At 41.5% G+C, this 23,225-nt stretch carries 21 protein-coding genes; 10 read left to right on the forward strand and 11 right to left on the reverse strand.

The annotated features are described in order from the left end of the window. The 7 genes from VB654_RS01395 to VB654_RS01425 form a co-directional block, all read right to left on the reverse strand. The coding region (locus VB654_RS01395; protein WP_323211533.1) for an FAD-dependent oxidoreductase at positions 1 to 778 on the reverse strand (778 nt) is incomplete at its 3' end. A gap of 51 nt (positions 779 to 829) precedes the next feature. Then, complete coding sequence (gene cobD / locus VB654_RS01400; RefSeq protein ID WP_323211534.1) at positions 830 to 1,981, reverse strand: threonine-phosphate decarboxylase CobD; 1,152 nt, start codon at positions 1,979 to 1,981, stop codon at positions 830 to 832. A gap of 26 nt (positions 1,982 to 2,007) precedes the next feature. Beyond that, the gene (locus VB654_RS01405; protein ID WP_089093784.1) at positions 2,008 to 2,310 is read right to left on the reverse strand and encodes an HU family DNA-binding protein; all 303 of its coding nucleotides are present in this window, start codon (positions 2,308 to 2,310) and stop codon (positions 2,008 to 2,010) included. A gap of 516 nt (positions 2,311 to 2,826) precedes the next feature. Next, positions 2,827 to 5,184: an AMIN domain-containing protein gene (locus tag VB654_RS01410; protein ID WP_323211535.1), complete on the reverse strand. Its 2,358-nt coding sequence runs from the start codon at positions 5,182 to 5,184 to the stop codon at positions 2,827 to 2,829. A 78-nt stretch (positions 5,185 to 5,262) separates the two neighbouring features. Next, complete coding sequence (locus VB654_RS01415) at positions 5,263 to 6,036, reverse strand: GspMb/PilO family protein (RefSeq protein WP_323211536.1); 774 nt, start codon at positions 6,034 to 6,036, stop codon at positions 5,263 to 5,265. Next, positions 6,033 to 6,806 (reverse strand): PilN domain-containing protein, encoded by a 774-nt coding sequence (locus VB654_RS01420; RefSeq protein ID WP_323211537.1) that lies wholly within the window; start codon positions 6,804 to 6,806, stop codon positions 6,033 to 6,035. Before VB654_RS01420 ends, VB654_RS01415 begins: the two co-directional genes overlap by 4 nt. Before the next feature lie 4 nt (positions 6,807 to 6,810). Continuing rightward, entirely contained in the window at positions 6,811 to 7,917 is a 1,107-nt protein-coding gene (locus VB654_RS01425; protein ID WP_323211539.1) for a type IV pilus biogenesis protein PilM, read from the reverse strand. Between the two features lie 262 nt (positions 7,918 to 8,179). Here VB654_RS01425 and VB654_RS01430 point away from each other — a divergent pair, with 262 nt between their 5' ends. Then, on the forward strand, positions 8,180 to 9,478 hold the full coding sequence (locus VB654_RS01430) for a sugar ABC transporter substrate-binding protein (protein WP_323211541.1): 1,299 nt from the start codon (positions 8,180 to 8,182) through the stop codon (positions 9,476 to 9,478). Between the two features lie 119 nt (positions 9,479 to 9,597). Here the strand turns inward: VB654_RS01430 and VB654_RS01435 are convergent, their stop codons facing one another. The 3 genes from VB654_RS01435 to VB654_RS01445 form a co-directional block, all read right to left on the reverse strand. Next, entirely contained in the window at positions 9,598 to 10,857 is a 1,260-nt protein-coding gene (locus tag VB654_RS01435) for a folylpolyglutamate synthase/dihydrofolate synthase family protein (RefSeq protein WP_323211543.1), read from the reverse strand. A 218-nt stretch (positions 10,858 to 11,075) separates the two neighbouring features. Next, entirely contained in the window at positions 11,076 to 11,201 is a 126-nt protein-coding gene (locus VB654_RS01440; RefSeq protein ID WP_323211544.1) for a photosystem II protein Y, read from the reverse strand. A gap of 209 nt (positions 11,202 to 11,410) precedes the next feature. Continuing rightward, a complete protein-coding gene (locus tag VB654_RS01445; RefSeq protein WP_323211545.1) occupies positions 11,411 to 11,947 on the reverse strand; it encodes a gamma carbonic anhydrase family protein in 537 nt (178 codons plus the stop codon). Between the two features lie 238 nt (positions 11,948 to 12,185). Here VB654_RS01445 and VB654_RS01450 point away from each other — a divergent pair, with 238 nt between their 5' ends. The 5 genes from VB654_RS01450 (at position 12,186) to VB654_RS01470 (ending at position 15,687) form a co-directional block, all read left to right on the forward strand. Further along, positions 12,186 to 12,698 (forward strand): TIGR02652 family protein, encoded by a 513-nt coding sequence (locus VB654_RS01450; RefSeq protein ID WP_323211546.1) that lies wholly within the window; start codon positions 12,186 to 12,188, stop codon positions 12,696 to 12,698. A 137-nt stretch (positions 12,699 to 12,835) separates the two neighbouring features. Then, positions 12,836 to 13,267, forward strand: coding sequence for a VOC family protein (locus tag VB654_RS01455; RefSeq protein ID WP_323211547.1), 432 nt, complete (start codon positions 12,836 to 12,838; stop codon positions 13,265 to 13,267). A gap of 154 nt (positions 13,268 to 13,421) precedes the next feature. After that, entirely contained in the window at positions 13,422 to 13,934 is a 513-nt protein-coding gene (locus VB654_RS01460) for a multicopper oxidase domain-containing protein (protein WP_323211549.1), read from the forward strand. Positions 13,935 to 14,105: 171 nt separating this feature from the next. Continuing rightward, the gene (gene map, locus VB654_RS01465; protein WP_323211551.1) at positions 14,106 to 14,933 is read left to right on the forward strand and encodes a type I methionyl aminopeptidase; all 828 of its coding nucleotides are present in this window, start codon (positions 14,106 to 14,108) and stop codon (positions 14,931 to 14,933) included. A gap of 124 nt (positions 14,934 to 15,057) precedes the next feature. Next, complete coding sequence (locus tag VB654_RS01470; protein ID WP_323211553.1) at positions 15,058 to 15,687, forward strand: Uma2 family endonuclease; 630 nt, start codon at positions 15,058 to 15,060, stop codon at positions 15,685 to 15,687. Positions 15,688 to 15,805: 118 nt separating this feature from the next. Here the strand turns inward: VB654_RS01470 and VB654_RS01475 are convergent, their stop codons facing one another. Next, complete coding sequence (locus tag VB654_RS01475) at positions 15,806 to 17,320, reverse strand: hypothetical protein (protein WP_323211555.1); 1,515 nt, start codon at positions 17,318 to 17,320, stop codon at positions 15,806 to 15,808. A 224-nt stretch (positions 17,321 to 17,544) separates the two neighbouring features. On the opposite strand from VB654_RS01475, the gene VB654_RS01480 reads away from it, so the two are divergent. The 4 genes from VB654_RS01480 (at position 17,545) to VB654_RS01495 (ending at position 23,191) form a co-directional block, all read left to right on the forward strand. Beyond that, positions 17,545 to 18,942, forward strand: coding sequence for an amidase (locus tag VB654_RS01480; protein ID WP_323211556.1), 1,398 nt, complete (start codon positions 17,545 to 17,547; stop codon positions 18,940 to 18,942). Positions 18,943 to 19,333: 391 nt separating this feature from the next. After that, positions 19,334 to 20,413, forward strand: a complete 1,080-nt coding sequence (fba, locus tag VB654_RS01485) for a class II fructose-bisphosphate aldolase (protein ID WP_323211557.1) — start codon at positions 19,334 to 19,336, stop codon at positions 20,411 to 20,413. Between the two features lie 158 nt (positions 20,414 to 20,571). Next, positions 20,572 to 22,218 (forward strand): alpha/beta hydrolase, encoded by a 1,647-nt coding sequence (locus VB654_RS01490; protein WP_323211559.1) that lies wholly within the window; start codon positions 20,572 to 20,574, stop codon positions 22,216 to 22,218. 298 nt (positions 22,219 to 22,516) lie between these two features. Beyond that, positions 22,517 to 23,191, forward strand: coding sequence for a sugar transferase (locus tag VB654_RS01495; protein ID WP_323211560.1), 675 nt, complete (start codon positions 22,517 to 22,519; stop codon positions 23,189 to 23,191). The last annotated feature ends 34 nt before the right edge of the window (positions 23,192 to 23,225 follow it).

Consider the following 23,225-nt stretch of genomic DNA (forward strand, 5'->3'; position numbering starts at 1 on the left):
CAATGGCCTTATCTCCGGCTTGAACCCACTTTTTACCCTCAATTAGTTTGACTTGAGTAACTGGTTTCTGAGTGAGGACACGCACACCATCAATTTCTAACTGTGCTTGCAGTAAGTGGGATGTCTCTGGGTCAGCGTATGGCAGAATAGATGTAGATTTGACTGCTAAGGTGACATTACAGCCCAACCGCGCCAAAGTTTGAGCAACTTCAATACTTTGGGGAACACCACCAATAATTACCCAATTTTTCGGTAAAGTTACTTCTTGGAGCGATCGCCAAATATTAGATAAACTCAAGTAGCCTGTGGTTTGCAATCCTTCAATTTCTGGAACGGCTGGAACAGAACCACTAGCTAGTAAATAGGTACGCCCCCGCAACAAGCGTTGATTGACAGCAAAGACTAAATGGGGCGACGATTCAAATTTACCGCTACCAAGAATCACATCGACACCCAAGGCAGCTAAATTGGCCAGAGAGTTCTGTTCTTGAATGTTGGAGATAACGCCCTGAGTATACAAATGGGCTGCTTTCCATGTCACGGATACTTGACATTTGTCGGCAGTATCAGCTTGTGTAGGGTGAATTCCCAAACCAGCGACAGCATTCATTTTATGAACGATTTTGCCGATTTCGCTCATAGCCTGGTGTTGACTAAACCCATAATTTATCTGAGACTCTACTAAGGCAACAGTAGCCTTGAGTTGGGTTGCAAGTAGGGCTGCATAGCGTCCGGCAAGACTACCACCAATAATTACTAAATCGTAATCAATTGTCATTTGTCCAAGTTTGTAGTGAGGACTAAAGTCCTCCCGAAAGGGCTGAAGTTTTTACTCGTCGTCAATCAAGGTTGAAGATAATGCTGTTAATAAATGTTGGTTATCTGACTCAGAACGGACAGCAACTCGGAAAAAGCGATCGCCTAATTCTTTAAAACTCAGGCAATCACGGATTAAAATTTGGTGATGCTGGAGTAATTTTTTTTGTAACTGCAAAGTTGATGTTTGTGATTCTACCAATAAGAAGTTAGCAGCCCCTTCTAGGGGTTGTAAACCTGGAATTGAGGCTAAACCTTGAAAGAGTTGGTTTCGTGCCGGTGCTAACCATTTCCAGGTCAATTGTTGAAACTCTTGGTCTTGGATGGCTGCAACTGCTGCGGCCGCCGCTAAGGTATTTACAGGCCAGGGGTCGCGCCATGATTGCCATTGGGAAAGACGGTCAGGGTGTGCGATCGCATATCCTAATCTCAGTCCCGGTAAACTGTAAAATTTCGTTAGCGATCGCAATACTACTAAATTTGGATAGTCCTGTACCACCCCAATTAGGCTTTGTTCTGCATCAGGAGGGACGAAATCCATAAATGCCTCATCCACCACCACCAAGGCGTATTCATCCAAATAAGGCAAAATCGCCTCTCGTGAGAATAACCTGCCTGTAGGGTTGTGGGGATTATTCAGCAATAATCCCGAACTTACTGGCGGAGGAAGAAGCAGGGCAGGGGGCAGGGGGCAGGGGTGAAGAAGCAGGGGGGCAGGGGGCAGGGGGCAGGGGGGAAGAAATTTTTCCATCCCATTTCCCATTTCCCAATTTCCAGTCTCTAAAGAAAGGGGAAACTCCAGAATTTTAGTTTTGTATGCCGTGAGTGTACGGTAATAATCGCTAAAGGCTGGAGTAATTAAGGTTGTTGCGGATAATGTTGATAATTCTCTACCTGCTAGAGTCAGTAATTCTGCTGAACCATTTCCCGGCAGAATGAACTCAGAAGGTAGTTGATGAAAGCGACCCAGAGCGAATCTTAGGTCACTGTAATCTGGTTCTGGATAGTGTCTAAGATTACCAACTTGAGAATAAATAGCTGCGATCGCACTATCAGGTGGCCCCAAAGGACTGATGCTGGCAGAAAAATCCAGAATAGCTTCAGGTGGACAGCCAGCTAATGCTGCTGCCCAAACTAAATTTCCGCCGTGAACTGGTTGCCGCATCAATAAGAGGTTCCCTAAAATGTGATCTATTCTTTTGGTTCTTTTGGTTCTTTTGGGGGTGCAACCTTTTCTCTAAACAGCTTACCAGCAGAGAAAGCTGGAACCCTGGTGGCAGGAATTTCCATCTTTTCGTTAGTTTTGGGGTTACGACCTTCACGAGCCTTGCGTTCCCGTGATTCAAAAGAGCCAAATCCAACTAGCGTCACTTTATCTCCAGAAGAAACAGCTTCGACAATCGTTTCCAAAGCGGCAGTTAAGACAGCATCGGCTTGTTTTTTGGTAACACTAGCCTTTTCAGACACAGCATCAACTAATTCACCCTTGTTCATATCAAACTCCTTGAGGTTTACTTCAGATTCTCTACTGTTACACCCTGTGGCATCTTTAATTAATTCTCTAAACAGAGAATTACAAAAGTCGTCCTTTGGGAGTATTTACATAAAAAATGGCTGTACATCCCATCGGCTCGACTTTTCAATGAATCATTCTAAGGTGTTGTAGCCTGATGTGGATAGATGAAACCATTAATTTATATAGATTTCAGGATTTTTTGGGCTTTTTCAGTAATTTTTCACAATAAATTATACATAAAATCAGAAAAATACTGAATAAATCTCCTGATTGTCAAATTCAAAATGTAGAAATCAAATCAGAATCGTGAACAAAATTGGCAAAGAGAAACTGCATCTACACAGACAAAACCTGTAGCGGCTTCCCGATAGGAAGACCGCCGACGCGGGTTTGAAATTTCTCAATTCCTAATGAGTCCGCGCAGGTGGACTGCGTTTGTATAGCCACCTTAGCGAAGCGTGCCGGAGGCATTGTCTAATCGCCAAGGCTTCTGATTATCTAGGCGCACTCAAGCCACGACGCTCAAGCATTTGCCGTACTTCTGGGCTAGGGGTGTAGTTATAGCCATAAGCCGAGTTCTCAGAGTCATCCATAACTTGAGGTGTAAGTAGCACAATTACCTCATTGCGTTGATTTTCTCTGTTTGTTCTCCTAAATAGTGAACCAATTAGAGGAATATCACCCAAAATAGGAACTTTAGAAACGGTTGTACGATCCGAATCTTGAATAATACCTGAAAGAATTAACGTCTGACCATCTCGGAGGCGAACTACACCAGAATTCAGAGAGCGCTCAGATACTAAAAATATTTGTTGACTACCACCGCCTCCAACGTTGATACTAGCTGGAGCTACAGGTGCTTTAACTACAGGTGCTACAGACAGGGAGACAAAACCGTTATCGTCAATCCGGTCAACTCTGACAGCTAAAGTTAAACCTACTTGCTCTTTTTCAGCTGAAATTGTTTCTGTTGCCAGATTCGCATCCCGAACTATTTCCCTGGTAATGTTCCCAACCACTTCTTGGGTAAGGTTCACATTAGCCGTTTGACCTTCTTGCACAATCAAGGTGGGATCAGTCAAAATCTTAGCATTACCATTTTGTACCTGAGCCTGCAAATTAGCGAGAAGTCTCCTGGGGAATTGGAATAAACTAGGTAAACCAAATGTATAAGTATCTGGAGTTGCAGGGGTAGTTCGAGGTACCAACGTAAAGTTAGTAGCTTGACCAGTATTAGGATCAATTGCAGTTGGCACTACTTCAAATGTAGTTGTTCCTGGCTGTCCAGGAGTAAAGTCTGTAATACCAGGTTGCAGGGGATTGCCATTGGGATCTAAAGGTGGACTAGCCGATGGTCTGCCAGTTCCTGGGTTGAAAAAACCATTACCCAAAAATGGTTCTCCCGTAATCGGATTAGCAATAACTGGCGTATCAGTTACACTATTTCTGGCTTCCGTACTAGTAGCTGGTCTAGAACCACCAAAATTCAAAGTAGCAGCACCACCATCATTGGTAAAGAAGTTATTGCCAATTCCAAAGGAAAAACTGGAGTTCTGGTCTTGGGTGTTCAAAAGGTTAACATCGATAATCCTGACATTAACTGCTACTTGACGACGGCGAATATCAAGCTGACTCAGTTGCGCCATTGCCATCTGAACTGTCCTGGGTGTGCCAATTAAAGTCAGAGAATTAGTGCGCTCGTCTCCTAATGCTTGTAAACCTCTGAGTAAGGGCTGTGAATCTTGAAAATCAGCCCGTTGAATTTCTAGTCTGGTTTCTGTAGTTGTCTGCGTTTGGGTAATAGGAGTAGCTCCAGCACCTACAGGCACAGCATTTACACTAGTAACTTGACGTTCCCGACTGACGGCTGTTTCAGCCCCTAAACCAACCAAGTAATTGAGGGCAACTCCCACAGTTACCTGATTAAGCCGCAAGCTCCGCATAACTACATCACGGGTAGCATTGGGTAGACTAGCCCCGACAAAAATTGTGCGTCCACTGCGATTAGCTTCTAAACCACTGAGGCGCAAAACGTAGTTGAATACATCTTGTACTGGCTCATTTTCTATATCTAGGGAGATTGTTTGAGAAGTTGCCTGACCTTCAGCTCCCGCAGCTTGCTCACCTCCCACATAAGCCAAATTTAAATTAGCCGCACGAGCCAGCAATGATAAAACCTCCCGTACTGGTGCATCTCTCAACACCAAACGGGGTACACGTTCCTGAGTACCTAAGTCAATAGTGGTAGGAGACGCATCTGTATTAGAAATAGAGATATCTCCCACTGGTGGAGCAACGGCTCTGGGTAAAAAAGGAGGTGCTTGATTTCGAGGTTGACTAGGAGCAGCTGGTGGCGCAGGTCTGCCGTCAATAGAGATTTGTGGGTTAGGAACCAGAACATCTGGGGTAGCTTGGGGTGGGCTAGAAGCAGACGGTGCTATGGCTGTTGTAGATGGGGTAAAGCTGAGAGTTAATTCATTGGGCTTTCTCACCACAGGTTGATTCGTGGGGACGTTATTACTACCAGTCACTATGACTCGAATACTATTGGCATCAAGTTGCACAACTTCAACCGAGGCAATTCCCTCAGCTGGGTTATTTTGGCGAAAATTATTGCCTTGCGGTAAACGCAATTGAGTATTAATAATATCTGAGACTAAAGCGTTATTTCTTTTCGTTGTGAAAACTTGGGGACGTGACCCAGAAGAAGTTTGCAAAACAACGCTAACTCCACCATTAACTTGATTTAGCTTCACCCCAGTTACTTGAGCAATTTGGGCTGAGGCTGATTGAGCTGCTATGAAGACAAAAGCAGCACCTAATATAACACTATTACCGTGAAGCTCTTTCACCGTTCATTCCTCACTATATAAAACACCTGTTTACCAACTATTTTTTGAGTAGTCGTGTTGGTCTTTCTACTCAACACTTTATTTCTGCGTTTCTGCCTTAGCGGCCTCAGCGGCCTGATCTGCAACTTCTTCTGGATTCAGTGGCATTAACGCTTGTAGTTCAAAAGACGTAGTAATGGGGGCTGGCCCGACTCTGATAACTTCTTCTTCTTCTGAATTAGTCGTCGGTTCAGGAGACAATCTCGCCTCATAATTGTTAACTATTAACAAAGGTTGCAAACGCTCAATATTACGCATAATTGATTGCGTTTGTTCAAAAGTGCCTACAACTTCAATGTTAATACTACTGCGTTTTAGTTTGCCATCAACGATTGGTCCCAGAGAGCCATCATTAATTGGTTCTGATTGCTCTGAAGCCGGGACAAATTTTTGTAGTTTTGCTCTGACTGCATTAGCTGCAACTTGAGAATTAGTAGCCTCAATTAAACGATTTATATCCAGTAATAGGGTATCTAAGGTGTTTTCGTTAGCAAATAAACTTAAAACCTGAATATTTTGCTGCTTTGCTTGAGCTAAGTCAGCTTTTACTTGGTCAATTTGTTTCACACTGGCTTTTTTTTGCTCCACTTGGCTTTGCAAATCATTAGCTTGTCCTTGTTTTTGCTGATAAATTTCCCATGCTGGCATGACCATATTCAGCAGTATATATGCTGCTCCAGCAATTCCCAATACACCCACTACAATGCCAATAACTTTGGGTGTAAAAGTAATACCAAAAGCAACAGGGTAGGATTTTTCTGAACCGAATTCCTCACCTTGATCACTAAACTGAAAATCTTGACTTATTGTCATTTTGAAATGACTCCTATTTCTTGGATACTGCGAATTCTAGTTACTAATCCCACTGTGCCTTTTTTCTCCAATTCCCGGATTAATTCAGAAGCTGGAACATCACTTATACTAGATTGAATAGTGTACTGCACTACTTGGGGTAATTTAATTGGCTCACTATTAGCAGCACCATTGCTACCCGGTGGTAATGGTGCATCTACTAAGGTAGCTGAGGTAATTCTACTTGTAGCTGATTGTAAGAATTTAGACTCTTGCAGAGTCAATAAAAAGTCATTGACATCATTGAAAGAACGAGCTAATCCAGTAATTTCCAATCCTCCAGCCCGACTGTTGGCTGACTGTCCTTGTGCTGAAGCCGTGGTTTCAAGTTGCCTAACAGTTTCGATTTGCACTGTTGCTGGTATGCGATCGCGTAAATCTTGTAACATGGCAGACCAAGGGCGAATCTGATCAAATACAGTCACTAAACCCTGTGTTTCCGCCTGCACTTGTTTTGTCTGCTCGCGGATTTTATTAATATTTCCAATTTCGGCTTCTAATTTCTGGTTTTCCTGGTCTAATTGTGCTATCTCCTGATCTAATTGACCAGTTCTCGCCTGTAACAACCACAAACCACCTCCAAAAAAAGTCGGCAAACACAGACCAATAGCCAATCCCACATATACTGGTGTGAAATCCCCAGTTGGCAATTTGATTCCTTGGCCTTTTTTAGACGTGTTGTTTTGATAACCTGCGCGATCTTTAAGAAAATTAACATCTAAACTGTACATTCTGTTATACCTCCCGCATTCCAAGACCAAGTATGATCCCTAAGCCAGAACGTTGTGCTAAGGGATACTTTTCTTCATCAACTTGCAAAGATAAAGACTCAATTGGATCAATTTGAGTAGTTAGTACGCCTAATCTTTGAGTCACAAACTCATCTAGTTGTTGCAGTCCACCTCCTGGTCCTGCTAAGAAAATTTGTGCTACTTCCAGATTTTCACTTTGATTTAAGTAAAAATCAATAGAACGGCGAAGCTCATCTGTAAGTTCTCCCAAAACTCTTAATAAAGCTGCCATCCCAGGATTCACGTCAGTAATCCCAGTTTGTCCACCATCCATAGGATTTGAGGGAATTACCATTCCCTGTAACAATTCCATATCTCGTGATGTCGGTATACTCATAGCCCTACAGAGAGCCATTTGCATTTGATAAGTACCAATAGGGACGCTACGCGAAAATTGCGGCACTCCATTAATCACAATGGCTATTTCTGTACTGTCGAACTCTATATCAACTAATACTGCTGCCTCTTGCAGCCCAAATTGCCGCAGTTGATCACGAATAGTCCGAATCAGCGCAAAACTGTTAATCTCTAAAATATCGATTTGCAATCCTGCCTGTTCAAAAGTAGTAATATAAGTATCAGTTACTTCCTTACGGGTGGCAACTAATAACACCTGCACTTTCTCAATGCCATCCTCATCTACAAAGTACCCAAGTTTTTGATAATCTACATCAGCTTCTTCACGAGGATAGGGTAAGTACAAACCTGCTTCATGGTTTAACACCATCTCCCGTAATTCTTTATCATCCAACTCAGATGGTATAGGTATCAAACGAACTATAGAATCTCTTCCTGGCACACCAGTAGCCACACGAGAGGCTTTAATTTTACTTTGAGCTAGTGCTTGCTGAATTAATTCAGCCATTGTTGGGATGTCGATAATTTGACCATCGACAATTACCCCTTCGGGAACCGGTAACGATGTGAGAGATTCTAATTTTAAGCCTTGGCGCTGCTTGCGTAGCTGAACTACATTCACCCTTTCCGGTGCAAGTTCAATCCCCACCCCTTTATTAGATTTGCCGAACAGATTATTGAAGCTTTTCACCACACTTATGCCCGGTAGACTGCTAAATGAAAAATTTACCTGATACTAAAGAATTTTTTGAGAACTAGTACCGCTATGCGTTCGTCAACAATCAAAGGTCAAAAGTCAAAAATTACCAGTCAAAAGGCTTTTATTTGAGGATTTTGAACTTTTTTAAATGAAATGCCGATTGAAGCTGTGCTGCACTAGGTAACTAATTTAGCCTATAATTTCGACAATTCTCCATAACTTTATCACCTCGATCAAGCGTAATAATACAGCTAAGATGATGCAATTGCGAAAATTAAAACAACTGGCGGCTTGGGCGTTAATTGGCTTGTTGACCAGTTGGATGGTAAGTTGTAGTGCTGCAAATGTTGGTACAAATACACAACAGACTGCTTCCGGAGAGGCAAATGTTGAGTTTTGGACAATGCAACTCCAACCCCAATTTACCGAGTACTTCCAAAACCTAATTACAGATTTTGAGGCTCAGAATTCCAGTATAAAGGTTAACTGGGTGGATATACCCTGGTCGGCCATGGAGAACAAGATTTTAACAGCTGTTTCCGCAAATACTCCTCCTGATGTTGTAAATCTCAATCCAGTTTTTGCCTCTCAACTAGCGGGAAGAAATGCCTGGTTAGATTTAGATCCCAAAATCTCAAATCAAGAACGTTCCTCCTATCTACCAAATATCTGGAAAGCCAGCACCCTCAATGGTAAAAGTTTTGGTATTCCCTGGTACCTCACCACAAGGTTAACTATTTATAACACTGATTTATTAAAACAGGCAGGTATCACTCAACCACCAACCACCTTCGGAGAATTGGCAGAGGTGGCGCAGCAAATTAAAGATAAGACAGGGAAATATGCTTTTTTTGTGACATTTGCACCGCAAGATTCTGGGGAAGTGTTGGAATCATTTGTACAAATGGGTGTCACCCTAGTAAATACCGAAGGTAAAGCGGCGTTTAATTCTCCAGAAGGTAAAGCAGCGTTTCAATACTGGGTAGATTTGTATAAAAAAGGGTTACTTCCTAGAGAAGTTTTAACTCAAGGACATCGCCATGCAATTGATTTATATCAATCTGGACAAACGGCTTTCTTAGCTTCTGGGCCAGAGTTTCTTAAAACTATTGCTACTAATGCGCCCCAAATTGCTGAAACTTCAGCTATAGCACCCCAAATGACTGGTGATACTGGTAAGAAAAATGTGGCGGTGATGAATGTAGTTATTCCCCGTGCCAGCAAACACCCAGATGCTGCTGTCAAGTTTGCTTTATTTCTCACCAATGACGAAAACCAGTTAGCTTTTGCTAAAGCTGCTAATGTTTTACCATCTACAATTAAAGCCTTGGGAGATAGTTATTTTAAGAATGTCCCTGATAATGCTTCAACTGTGGAAAAGGCGAGAGTTATCAGTGCTGAACAACTGCAACAAGCAGAGATATTAACCCCAACTTTGAAAGATTCTAAAAGATTGCAAAAGGCAATTTATGAGAATTTGCAAGCAGCAATGTTAGGGCAAAAATCTGTAGACCAGGCTTTGGAAGATGCGGCTCAAGAATGGGATAATTCGTAATTCGTAATTCGTAATTCGTAATTCGTAATTCGTAGTTAAGTCGAGTAGGGCAGGCAAGATGCCCACCCCACAAGATTTAGAGGTTTGTAGTGAGGACTTCAGTCCTCAAAATGTATCCGTTACTTTGATGGCGAAATTGTGAAGAAATGCCCAATTAAATAAAGAGAACCACACAGGACAACTTGATTATTTGTTTGATTAAAAGCTGTTTCTATGGCTGATGATAAGTCTGGACACGTCTCACAGATGGATAATTCTGGACAAATTTCACGGGCTATTTTGGCTAATTCTAGGGGGTTGGCTGAACTATGATCTGGTACTGGTACTAGATATAATTGGTCGCGCGCTCGCAACAAAGTTTGAAAAATATCCCTATGCTCTTTGGTCGCCAGCATTCCCATGATCCAAGTTATTTTAGGGGTATCTAGACTATCTATATAATCTCGCAGTGCTTTGGCTGCGCCTGGGTTATGCGCGCCATCAATTAATAATTTTTGCTGCTTCCAACTCACCCACTGCATTCGCCCCGGCCATTGGGTTTTACTCATGCCATTCACAATCGCATCTTGACAAATACCCCAACCTGTGCTTTGGAGAATTTCTACAGTTGCTAAAGCCAAAGCGGAGTTAGTTAACTGAATTTGCCCATGTAATGGTAGAGGATATTTAATGATGTGGGAATTTTTAATAGTTTTATACTCAGCCCATTTGGGAGATATTTGATGGGCAGGTTGAGGTGTAATATATGAGCATTGTAATTCTTGAGCGCGCGATCGCACCACATTTTCCGCCTCTGATGGCAATTGCCCTACCACAACCGGACATCCTGATTTAATAATACCTGCTTTTTCCCTAGCAATGTCAGCCACAGTAGGGCCTAATTGCTGCCAGTGTTCACGGCTAATTGATGTAATTATAGTTACTAATGGCTGGTCACAAACATTAGTCGCATCTAAGCGCCCGCCTAACCCCACCTCTACCACTGCGACATCGACTTGAGCTTGAGCAAAATACAACCAAGCGGCCGCGGTAATCACTTCAAATTGAGTCGGGTACTCATCATCAGGTTGAATAGCGTCTTGAACTTGTAATATTAATCGGCTAAATTCTTCAGAGGAAATTGGCTGTTTATTGATGCTAATGCGTTCTGTCCAATGAACTAAATGAGGAGATATATAACATCCTGTACGATAACCAGCCTCAGTCAATATAGAGGTAAGATAAGCACAAACCGAACCTTTGCCATTAGTGCCAGTAACGTGAATTATTGGAACTTGCTGGTGAGGGTTGCCAAGATTTGCCAAAAGTTTGATAATGCGCGACAATCCCAGATTAACGCCGAAATGTTGAAAGGGTTTGAGTAAAGAATTGATATCCACAAGTAGAAGAAGCAGGGGGGCAAGGGGAGAAGAGGCAGGGGCAGGGGCAGGGGCAGGGGCAGGGGGCAGGGGGCAGGGGGCAGGGGGAAAAACCTACTCATAACTTTCCCCACTCAGCACTCAGCACTCAGCACTTTCCCCACTCAGCACTTTGCAATAAAACTGGCTACCCTTCATTTAGAGCAACAGCCGGTTTTAGATGATGGATTTTGTTAAATTTAAGCTTCTCTGTTCAAAAAGTTTTGAACTTGTCTTAAAGCTGCTGCACCAATGTTAAACGCAGCCCAAGCCCCAGCAATGGCAATTGGTGCAACAACTACGGCAATACGGTAATCGATATCCATTTTTAGAACCCCTCTTTTAAGTGAAAATTAAAGTTTTATCAACAGTTCTCATTTTTATTTTTAGCTGAATTGGTGAATTTTTCCAATCCTATTTGCAAAAAATATATGACCTCTTGCCGATGTTGATCACAAGATAACCTGTGTATCCTCATCATGCTAGGCATTGTGGCGTTTAGGCTAATTAACAAGATATTGTTATATTACAATGTTTATGGCTGTTTCTTTTGGTGAAAGCCCAGATCATTTCCTTTTCCCGCATGAACCAAAGCTAACTTTTTGTAGCGTTCGGCGTGTTCGATTAATTCTGCGGCTTCGTTTTCTTGCAGTTGGCGTAATACTTTACCGGGAACACCAACAACCAGGGACAAGGGGGGAATATTTTTAGTGACTACTGAGCCAGCGCCAATAATGCTACCATGACCTATTCTCACCCCATCTAAAATAATCGCACCAATGCCAACCAAACTGCCATTTTCAATGTAGGCTGAATGTATGACGGCGCGATGCCCTACGGTGACATGATTTTCTAAAATTGTTGGTAAACCTGGATCACCATGTAAAATGACTCCATCTTGAATGTTTGTACATTCGCCAATATCAATCCGTTCTACATCTCCCCTAACTACTGCACCATACCAGATGCTTGCCCCTGCTTGAATGTTTACGGAACCGATGATGACGGCGTTGGCTGCAATAAAAGCCGCTTGAGAAAAATCGGGAGATGGCCAGTAAGAAACTGTAGACACGATAGAATATGAATATGGTACCCAGGAACACTGGAGAAACTCTAAAGTTTGAGGCTGGTTGCACAACCAGGATATCACGGTATCATGCCTCTAAAAAGAGTCAGATGCTAGTGACAACTGTTCAGGCTGTAACTTGGCCTCTTTGCCGCAACGAGCAAACCTCCAAAATAGAGGAGCCGAAGTGTAAAATCCAACTCATTGGTGCTGGTGAAGACGAAACTATGTTTGTACGCACTTCATGATGAATCCAGGCTTGCAGTACCCAATATTTGGCCCTGACATTCAGTGTCCCCACTGTCGTCAGACTATTCCGGCTTTGACACTAACAGACACCTATTTGTGTCCCCGACACGGTGCTTTTGAAGCTGACCCTAAAACGGAAGAATTAGTTCATCTACAGTCGGGTCGTCATTGGCGACGCTGGAATAATGAATGGTATAGACAGCATACCCATCCTGATGGGATTCGCTTTGAAATCCACGAGGCACTGGATAAGCTATATACCCAAGGTTATCGAGCAACGCGAGTAATAATTGCTATACGTTATCAGGAATTGATGAGTGGCTATTTAGAACGCAGCACACCTTGGCGTTCTGGACAGCCAGAAACTAACTATGCACGATTATACGGACTACCTGTAGATTTTAGTCCAGATGGTGCTGAAGATCCTTGTTGGGATGTGATTAATTTTGATTTGGAAAAAGAGCCTGGTGTCCCTGTACGCTACCCTTATTTCAGATTATTTGAGTAAAGTGGGGAAAGTGCTGAGTGGGGAAAGTTATGAGTAGGTTTTTCCCCCTGCGCCCTGCGCCCTGCGCCCTGCCTCTTCCCCCCTGTACTCCACCCCCGCAAGCGAGGAGGGGAGCAAAAAATAATAATGACTAAATTATGCACCATGCTTCAATTCGGACTGCGAATATTCATCAAGCGATCGCCTTTTATGAACAGTTAGGGTTTACAGTTTGTGAACGCTTCACTACAGGCTATACCTTGGCTTGCTGGATGGAAGGTTTAGATGGCAGAATTGAATTAATCCAAATTCCTGAACCCAAACCAGCACCAGATGCTTTTGCTGATGAACATTATGTAGGCTACTATCATCTGTCTTTTGACTTAACTGCAATCACATCAGATTTACCTAGCTGGTTGACAAATTTACAGTTACGTGTAAATGAAGTGGCAGATTTACCACCTTTGAAAATACTTTTAGAACCCACACAGCAACAAATAGGCGATCGCATCTGGGAAGTAGCTTTTATTGCTGATACTGATGGTTTACCCTTAGAATTTATTCGGTGTTTGGCTAAACTTGATATGTAATTCGTAGTTCGTAATGCTCCCTTTGGGAGAGCTTCGCTAACGTAATTCGTAGTTCGTAATTTGGCTTTACAGATGTAGCTTTATTTTAGAAAATTGGTACGGGGCGGTTTTTGGTAATTCGCTACCATGATTTTTCTGAGGAAAATTAATCAGAATGAATTTGCTATTTGCAGGTTTTTATAAAATTTTATACCCAAGTTTAATTGTGGGAGTGCGATCGCTGCGGCGGGTAACTGTAGTATTTTTATTGCTACTATGCTTGATTTGTGTCAATGTTGAGGAAGCGATCGCCGCTAATTCTCCAGATAATATATTGAAGCAACCAGCGACAGAAGTTACAATTAGTTTAGGTAATTCCGCTAATGAACTTAGATTTGAACCCGATCATTTAGAATTTGAGTCTGGTAAACGCTATCTACTGCGCCTGAATAATCCCAGCCAATTAAAGCATTATTTCACTGCCAAAGACTTTGCAGATAGTATTTGGACACAAAAAATCCAAGCCGGCAAAGTAGAAGTTAAAGGCGCAATTCATGAACTAGAACTCAAGCCAGGTGGCGAGGCAGAATGGGTGTTTATACCAATGAAACCAGGAAACTATAATTTACACTGTTCCATATCAGGTCATACAGAAGCCGGCATGAGTGGTGAAATTGCTATCCGCTAATGAATGAAAGACGCGATAAATCGCGTCTGTACAAGGTATTTTCCATATCCCATACTCAATCCCTGGTCAGCGTGTGGGCAAAATAAGTTAACTTAAATATAGATATTGTTTTGCAATTAAGAAAGAATATTGCGGCTGTAGTAGTAAAACGCCAGTAATTATTAATTCCCTATGAACATTCTCAGTAACTTGCTTTCTCAAAAAACCCAGCCTAAACCGGCAAAAAAACAGCGCCGAGGTATTGAAATTAAATCGCCGCGTGAAATTGACATTATGCGGCAATCAGGAAAAATTGTGGCGACTGTACTCAAAGAAATTTCTGAGATGGTCAAACCAGGAATGACAACGGCTGATTTGGATGCTTATGCAGAAAAACGTATCCGGGAAATGGATGCTACACCTAGTTTTAAGGGCTATCACGGCTTTAAAGGTTCTATTTGTTCCAGTATTAATAATGAAGTGGTGCATGGCATTCCAAATCCTAAGAAAGTAATTCGCACTGGGGATGTATTAAAAGTAGATACTGGCGCTTACTATCAAGGTTTTCATGGTGATTCCTGCATTACAATTGCCGTGGGTGATGTCACACCAGATGCCGCTAAACTGATTCGCATCGCTGAAGAAGCTCTTTTTAAAGGTATTGAACAAGTCAAAGCTGGTGCGTATTTGCTTGACCTTGCAGGAGCAATAGAAGACCATGTAAAAGGTAATGGTTTTAGTGTAGTTGAAGAATTTACCGGACATGGTGTAGGTCGGAATTTACACGAAGAACCTTCAGTTTTCAACTTCCGCACCCGTGAAATGCCCAATGTGAGACTCCGCGCCGGAATGACCTTAGCAATTGAACCAATTTTGAATGCAGGTTCTAAGCACACCCGGATATTATCTGACAGATGGACGGCTGTAACTGTGGATAATTCACTATCCGCACAGTTTGAACATACAGTCTTGGTGACAGAAACAGGTTACGAGATTTTGACAGACCGCACAAAAGTTTAACAGTTATCAGTTATCAGTCATCAGTCAAGAGAGATAATTGGATCTATATCTCCAACTAAATCGGCTTAATAACTGTTCACTGATAACTGTTCACTGATCACTGATAACTGATATATGAGATTTTATGACTCAAGCCATAACTAAGCCCACATTAGTAACTTATGCAGAGTTTGTAGAGTGGAAACCTGAAGGTAGACGCTATGAATTACATGATGGGGAAATTTTTGAAATGCCACAGCCGTTAGGCGAACATGAAGAAGTTACAGGGTTTTTAGCCAGAAAAATTACTGTGGAATTTGACCGATTAAATCTTCCCTACACTATCCCAAAACAAGCATTAGTTAAACCACCTGAAAGCGAATCAGCTTATTTACCAGATGTTTTGATATTGAATCGGGCTAATTTGGCAAATGAACAGTTATGGAAACAACAATCAACTGTTACTCAAGCTGCATCAGTGCCATTGGTGATTGAAGTGGTTAGTAGTAATTGGCGAGATGATTATTACAAAAAATTAGCTGATTACGAGGAAATGGGTATTCCTGAATATTGGGTAGTGGATTATCTGGCTTTAGGGGGGAGGAAATTTATTGGTAATCCTAAACAACCAACTATTTCTATATACCAACTTATTGAAGGTGAGTATCAGGTTAGTCTGTTTCGGGGAAGCGATTCTATTCAATCGCCAGTATTTCCAGAGTTACATCTGACCCCAGACCAAATTTTTAATGCCGGAAGATATGGTAATTCGTAATTCGTAATGCTCCCTTTCCTGCGGAACGCTACGCGAACGGGAGAGCTACGCTAACGTAATTCGTAATTTCTATTTTTCGGTGAATGCTACAGCGTAATTTGTGATTTTAAATTTCCAATTAATCTTTAATAGTTAACTGAATCCCTGCATAATTACTTTTATAACTAGGAAGTATTTCTTGAGCTTGTTGATAGATAAAGGTACTTTTTGGGATATTTTCTAATAAACTAATTGCTTGTTGAAATTTGTCTTTTGCTTGTGTTAAATTTGACACTGATTGAGGTGAAGTTTTTACAAAAAAATCAGCTTCTGTTGCCAATTTTTGAGCTAATTGAAAGTTCTCTGTGGCTTTTTTTTCATTTGTAGCTCTTTTATTGATAGCATTAAGATTAAAACGGTATAGTATTAATCTATCATTTGCTTGAGTATAAACAGATGTTCCTTTAGGGATACTGCCTAATAAGTCTATTGCTTCTTCCCATTTGGTTTCTGCCTGTTGCCACACCATTAAAGAATGCGGGGGATCTTTGACGAGAGAAGAAGCTTCTAGACCAAGTTTGAGAGCAGATTTAAAATTATTCACTGCCGTTTCTTCTTGATTAGAAATCAAAATCGTTTGCTGAAAATATGAAAATTGATTCTTAATCATCCAGCCACTAAAAATTAAGACTAATAAACTCGATGCGATGAGAAATTTCGGATGGAATACATTCTGTAATTTAAAGTTTGGTACTATTTTAGTTTGTAACTTTTCTTGATAATTAATAACTGGTTCTGGTTGTATTTCTGTTTCAAATTGGATCAGAGATTGTTCAGATTGTTTGACTAAGGTATCAAGTTTGAACATTAAATTATCAACAATTTTCTGCAATTCTTCACATTCATTGAGAATATCTGTTAATTCTTGAAACTTACCATTACTAGATATAATTAATTCTTGGTCATCATCCAACCATTCTAAGCTGAAGCCCGATTTCCCACAGAAACATGATATACCTAATAAAATAGATAACAAATTAGGAATGCTTTTAATGGTATGAAGAATATAATTTAATTTTTCTTTTACCTGCAAAGCCTCAGCCTGAGAATTCCTGAGTTGCTGGAGTTGTTGTTGTAAAATCTGAGGAACAGCAAATGCTAGGTTAATTTTTAAGTTTTCACTCAATTTTTTAACTTGCGACGATAAATTTAAATGATTACTATCAGAATTTATCTGACTAACTAATTGAGAGTTATTTAAAATATCTGCGGATATAACATGAAGCAAATCACCCCATTCAATCCAAGAATCAATTTTTGATTGTAAGTCATTAATTGATATTTTTGTAGTGGCATTACCGAACTTTGCCATCATATATTTTGTTCTTGCAGTTATAGCTGTATTTCCTGAAACAATCTGAGGTATAAACATACTTGCTATGCCAGCAATATGAGGTAAAGTACTAATTGAAGAATTTTGAACTTGAGCAACCCTGAGTTCTTGAAGAATAATTTTTTGTGCGTCCCGTAGTTGATCCTGAATATTATTGATCAAGATAATTTGTGGCATAATGTCGTTTGAACTACCAAGATTCAACTTAAGACTAAGAACAAGTTGCGGTAGTTCATTCACAATTTTTTCTAAATTAACCATAAATATCCCTTGGCGGTTTGTCGAAAGTTTATGCGAAACAATTAGAATAACTATGCAGCGAGTTGATGATTGAATCAGAGTCTAGCCCCGCCGATGGAATTTCTGTCTCGAGATTGGTTGACAAATCTGAGGATCTATATGATACATGGTTCCCGGAAATTAAACTGGTATAACAATTTTCGCAAAAAATTTCAGTAATACACAAAATAACCATCAATTAACCTATGAATGAAATTGATTTAGCTTTTACCCCAGCCTTAGAATTGGCAAATTTAATCAGTTGTCGGGAAATATCGCCCTTGGAGTTGGTGGAATTATATTTAAAGCGGATTGAGCAATTGAACCCCCAATTAGGAAGTTACTTTACGGTGACAGCAGAATTGGCGATCGCTGATGCTAAAGTCAAAACAGAGACACTGACAAACACCTCAGAACTACCGCAATTTTTCGGTGTGCCAATTTCTATTAAAGACCTGAATGCTGTTGCAGATATACCCTGTACCTACGGTAATCCAGGATTATTGCAGAATATTCCTAACTATGATGATGGGGTAGTAACTCGGATTAAGCAAGCTGGATTTATTATTCTCGGTAAAACTGCAACTTCAGAGTTAGGTTCTTTTCCTTACACAGAGCCTATGGGTTTTCCCTCAGCTAGAAATCCTTGGAATTTAGAATACACTCCCGGCGGTTCCAGTGGCGGCGCAGCATCGTCTGTAGCAGCTGGATTGTGTGCGATCGCGCAAGGTTCTGATGGTGGCGGTTCAGTGCGGGGGCCTGCGGCTTGCTGTGGTTTAGTAGGCATCAAACCATCACGGGGGCGAGTGACCCATGCACCCGTAGGTAATCGTGTGGCGGGAATTGCCACTAATGGACCGATTGCGCGGACTGTGGCTGATGCAGCTGCCCTTTTAGATGTTATGTCTGGTTATGTTACAGGTGATCCTTATTGGTTGCCCAATCCTGAACCCTCATTTCTGGCCGCTACCGCAGAAAAACTTGGTAATTTACGAATTGCCTTTAGTACAAATATTCCTCCCTTGGGCGAAGCTGATGCTAATTGCCAGCAAGGGGTATGGCAAACTGTCAAATTACTAGAACAATTGGGTCACACAGTAGAAGAGAAATGCCCTGATTTCAGTGATTTAGTGGAACCGTTTCAAATCGTGTGGCAAGGTGCGGTTGCGGCATCAGGAATCCCCATCGAAGCATTACAGCCATTGAATCAGTTGCTGTTTTCACGCACAGGTTCCGTAGGTGAATACCTCCGCGCCGTTTCCCAAATGCAGATTGTCGCTAGGCAAATTGTGGCGTTTTTCGATACCGTAGATGTATTAGTGTTACCGGTTTATCTGCATTCACCGATTCGCGTAGGAGAATGGGCTAATTTAAGTCCAGAAGAGACATTCCAACATATTATCCACTGGGTAGCACCTTGTCCTGCTGCTAATGCTACCGGACAACCTGCGATCGCACTTCCTGTAGGTTTTGATAGTCATGGCTTACCCATGAGTGTACAGCTAATTGGCAAACCTGCGGCTGAAGCAACTTTAATCAGCCTTGCAGCCCAACTAGAAGCAGCAAATCCTTGGATTCAACATCGTCCAGCCTTTGAGTGCTGAGTGCTGAGTGCTGAGTGCTGAGTGGGGGAGAGTCCAAAGTGCTGAGTGCTTAGTATAGAGCCAGTAGGAGTGGGCATACAGATATGCTCAATTAACAATAATAATTTTAGTAAACCCGCCCCTACTTTAGAGCTTTGCGAAAACATCATCTAGCATTCCAAGCTACGAAACTTTCTGGGTTGATAGTAGCGAATATGACAACACTATATGGAAACCATCGATTACCTTAATATAGTAACGCCGCAAAGTTTTTCAACATAAGCACCCTACACTAGTTATAATTTCCTATAAGTTGAAAAAACTATTAAGATTAGCGTAAAAGTTACAATTAGCGTAAACATTGCGCTTTTCTCACGTCGATTAGCTGAAAAACAAATTAGGAGGACTATATATGGCGCTCGTACCAATGCGGCTGCTTTTGGATCACGCGGCTGAAAACGGTTACGGCATCCCTGCTTTTAACGTTAACAACTTGGAGCAGATTCAGGCAATCCTGAAGGCAGCAGCAGAAACAGATAGCCCTGTAATCCTACAAGCTTCTCGTGGCGCTCGTGCTTATGCTGGAGAAAACTTTTTGCGTCACCTGATTTTGGCAGCGACAGAAACTTATCCTGAGATTCCCATTGTCATGCACCAAGATCATGGTAATGCTCCTTCTACTTGCTACTCAGCAATTAAGAATGGCTTTACTAGCGTCATGATGGATGGTTCTTTGGAAGCTGATGCTAAAACCCCTGCTAGCTTTGAGTACAACACTAATGTCACTCGTGAAGTGGTAAATGTTGCTCATTCCTTGGGTGTCAGTGTTGAAGGTGAACTTGGTTGCTTGGGTTCTCTGGAAACTGGTGCTGGTGAAGCTGAAGATGGTCACGGTTTTGAAGGTACACTCGACCATTCTCAATTACTGACTGATCCAGACGAAGCTGCACAGTTCGTAGAAGCAACCCAGGTTGATGCTTTGGCTGTTGCTATCGGTACTAGTCACGGTGCTTACAAGTTTACTCGCAAGCCCACAGGCGAAATTCTGGCAATTAGCCGGATTGAAGAAATTCACCGTCGTTTGCCTAACACCCACTTGGTCATGCACGGTTCTTCTTCTGTTCCTGAAGATTTACTGGCAATCATTAACCAATATGGTGGTGCAATCCCCGAAACTTACGGTGTACCTGTAGAAGAAATTCAAAAAGGCATCAAGTGTGGTGTTCGTAAAGTTAACATTGACACCGATAACCGTCTAGCTATCACCGCCGCAGTTCGTGAAGCTTTGGCAGCAAATCCCAAGGAATTTGACCCCCGTCACTTCCTCAAGCCTTCGATTAAATATATGCAGAAGGTTTGTGCTGACCGCTATGAACAATTTGGCACTGCCGGCAATGCTAGTAAGATTAAACAAATTTCTTTGGAAGATTTTGCTGCTAAATATGCCAAAGGCGAATTGAATATGATTACTAAGGCATCTGCTAAAGTTTAATCTCGTCAAAAAAATTAAATCAGGGCATAACAATGAATATGCTCTTTTAACTAAATTCGGGGCATAGCACTGCTATGCTCTTTTAATTTATATGACAAGGGTAGTCAATTACATCAATTTCCGTTATATTCCCGTAAGCATTCATTAGTGAATATTTCATGGGAATTAACTGGAAGAACTTCAAGATAGTTGCAAGTTTTTTAAGCGCGATCGCTTTAACACAATTTTGCGGCTCAAATACTTCTGTACGCGCTGCTGATACTGTTGTTGTGCGTTTTGGCTTGTTTGCAGAATCTATCTCCTTGGCTGAGTTGCAAAAAGCTGCGGATACTGGGGAATTTCCCAGGGGTTTAGAACTTTACACCAGAGGAATATCTGAAACACAACGCCGCTTCTTTTTGGAAGCGCTGAATACAAAAGTACCAATTGATGTGGTAACACTGAGTCGTTTACTCAATACTCAAATTGGTACAACAATTCTAAGTAACCTTTCTGAGACTTTATTCAGAAAAGATCAAGCGGGAGTACAAGCACTCAGAGCCGCATTTGTTTTAGGTGCTACTAAACCCCAGGGTCTTTCTTTACTCAATTTTATTGCTGCTTATCCCAGTCAACGCTTAGAAATTGATGTATCAAAAGCGATTCAGGTAGCGGGACGTTTAAACACGTCTTTTTGGCGTACTCAACAATTTATGCTCGCGATCGCACCTGCACTCGACTCTAGAACACCACAGATTTCCCTCCCCTTTGACCCCAGTCAAACAGGAACGGCTCAAGTACAAGTGCTGAATTTGAATTGGACTGACCAAAAACGCGATCGCAATATTCCCGTTGATATTTACTCATCAAATGCCACAACTACCGAAAAACCCGTCATTATTTTTAGCCACGGCTTTGGATCAGTTCGCCATGAATTGCGCTACCTCGCCAAGCATTTAGCATCTCATGGTTATGTCGTTGCCGCTTTAGAACATCCCGGCAGTAATGAAACCAATATTAATTTAGCAATAGCAGGTAAAACCAAACTTTTACAGCCCCAGGAGTTTTTGGAACGTCCCAGAGATATTAGTTTTGTTCTGGATGAACTAGAAAAGCTCAATCAAACAGCTAATCACCCATTGCAAGGGAAGTTAGCGACTAATAAGGCGATGGTGCTTGGTTATTCTTTTGGTGGTGGTACAGCCTTAGTAATTGCTGGAGGTGAGTTACAGTTGGAACGTCTTAAACAACGCTGCCAAGGTAACTTAGCTAGTTTGAGTTTGGGCGAAACTATCCAGTGTGTGGCTCAAGAACTGCCAGAAAATAGCTATACACTAAGAGATGACAGAATTAAACAAGCGATCGCCCTCAGTCCGACAAGTTCTTTAATGTTTGGTGAAACAGGTTTAACTAAAGTGCAAGTACCTACTTTAGTCTTAGCAAGTTCCGCAGATAAAAGTACCCCAGCCCTGACCGAACAAATAGTAGGATTTCATCAAATTCCTGCCCCTAAATGGCTAGTTGGTGTAATTGGGGGGACTCATTTAAGCGTGAAAGACCCAAGTACCACTTTGGATCAGGTAGGAAAACCAAATACACCTTTTGCTGGTGGTGAAGTTGTTGACCAACAAGCCGTAGATATTCGCCAATTCGTGAAATCCATCACTTTGGCAATGGCTGCACAGCTGACTCCTGAAGCTGATCAATATGCTGTATTTCTGACATCAGATTATGCTCAGTTGGTTTCAACTCCCTCTTTTCCCTTTCGCCTAGTCACAGAAATTCCTCCTCATGCCATATCAATGGTTAAAGAATTGGGAGAGTAACTCAGATATTTGCGGTCTTTTACTACATCAGATTGAGTGTTTTCGCGCAGTCACTCCGGTTCACGCTGTCTGAATTTAAAAATTAATTTTTTGAAAGCATATTTTTTATAATTTGATATCTACCAAACGATAGATATTTTTACCTTTATCTTAATTTTACAAAAGCTGATGTTGCCAGGAATCTTAGTAAAGATTCCGTAAATAAGACGAGAAATGGTGATGATGTTCTTGAGAAAAAGTTTATATTCAAATCAAGGATCAGTAATTTTACTTTAATATTTAAATCTTGTGACAAAAAATGTACAACACACCCATCAGAAGCGTCTTGCAAGACACTTATCAAGTTTGGGAGTTAGAATCCACTCCCCACGCCTCTGCAAATTGTAAATTCAAACGTACTTTAGACATTGTAGGGAGCTTGGTAGGATTGTTAATCCTAGCTATCGTCTTTGTACCAATAGCGATCGCCATTAAAATTGATAATCCAGGGCCAATTTTCTTCACTCAAGAAAGATATGGACTTCAGGGAACCCCTTTTCGGATGCGGAAATTCCGGTCAATGGTGAGTAATGCTGAAAAGCTAAAATCTCTGGTGAATAACGAAGCTAACGGACTGATCTTTAAAAACAAAAACGACTTCCGAATCACCAGGGTGGGACGTTGGTTGCGAAGCACCAGTTTAGACGAATTACCCCAGTTTTGGAATGTTCTCGTTGGTGAAATGAGTTTAGTGGGAACTCGTCCCCCTACTCATGATGAAGTTATAAAATATACTAATCGTCATTGGCAACGTTTAAATGTGAAGCCAGGGATAACTGGTGAATGGCAAGTTAACGGTCGTTCTCAAGTGAAAGATTTTGAACGAATAGTTGATTTAGACCTGCGATATCAAAAGAATTGGCATCCACTCTATGATTTAATGTTGATTGCCAAAACTTTTTATGTCATCGTTGGACGCATAGGAGCTTGCTAAACTTATTAAATAGGGTTTGCTTGCCGTTAGGCAT

Source organism: Nodularia sp. UHCC 0506 (genome assembly GCF_034931045.1).
In the GTDB taxonomy this organism is placed as follows: domain Bacteria; phylum Cyanobacteriota; class Cyanobacteriia; order Cyanobacteriales; family Nostocaceae; genus Nodularia.

Coding starts and splice junctions, on each gene's coding strand:
- cobD (WP_323211534.1), bottom strand. CDS start 1,981: ATGCGGCAACCAGTTCACGGCGGAAATTTAGTTTGGGCAGCAGCATTA.
- VB654_RS01405 (WP_089093784.1), bottom strand. CDS start 2,310: ATGAACAAGGGTGAATTAGTTGATGCTGTGTCTGAAAAGGCTAGTGTT.
- VB654_RS01415 (WP_323211536.1), bottom strand. CDS start 6,036: ATGACAATAAGTCAAGATTTTCAGTTTAGTGATCAAGGTGAGGAATTC.
- VB654_RS01420 (WP_323211537.1), bottom strand. CDS start 6,806: ATGTACAGTTTAGATGTTAATTTTCTTAAAGATCGCGCAGGTTATCAA.
- VB654_RS01430 (WP_323211541.1), top strand. CDS start 8,180: ATGATGCAATTGCGAAAATTAAAACAACTGGCGGCTTGGGCGTTAATT.
- VB654_RS01440 (WP_323211544.1), bottom strand. CDS start 11,201: ATGGATATCGATTACCGTATTGCCGTAGTTGTTGCACCAATTGCCATT.
- VB654_RS01450 (WP_323211546.1), top strand. CDS start 12,186: ATGATGAATCCAGGCTTGCAGTACCCAATATTTGGCCCTGACATTCAG.
- VB654_RS01455 (WP_323211547.1), top strand. CDS start 12,836: ATGCACCATGCTTCAATTCGGACTGCGAATATTCATCAAGCGATCGCC.
- VB654_RS01460 (WP_323211549.1), top strand. CDS start 13,422: ATGAATTTGCTATTTGCAGGTTTTTATAAAATTTTATACCCAAGTTTA.
- map (WP_323211551.1), top strand. CDS start 14,106: ATGAACATTCTCAGTAACTTGCTTTCTCAAAAAACCCAGCCTAAACCG.
- VB654_RS01470 (WP_323211553.1), top strand. CDS start 15,058: ATGACTCAAGCCATAACTAAGCCCACATTAGTAACTTATGCAGAGTTT.
- VB654_RS01475 (WP_323211555.1), bottom strand. CDS start 17,320: ATGGTTAATTTAGAAAAAATTGTGAATGAACTACCGCAACTTGTTCTT.
- VB654_RS01480 (WP_323211556.1), top strand. CDS start 17,545: ATGAATGAAATTGATTTAGCTTTTACCCCAGCCTTAGAATTGGCAAAT.
- fba (WP_323211557.1), top strand. CDS start 19,334: ATGGCGCTCGTACCAATGCGGCTGCTTTTGGATCACGCGGCTGAAAAC.
- VB654_RS01490 (WP_323211559.1), top strand. CDS start 20,572: ATGGGAATTAACTGGAAGAACTTCAAGATAGTTGCAAGTTTTTTAAGC.
- VB654_RS01495 (WP_323211560.1), top strand. CDS start 22,517: ATGTACAACACACCCATCAGAAGCGTCTTGCAAGACACTTATCAAGTT.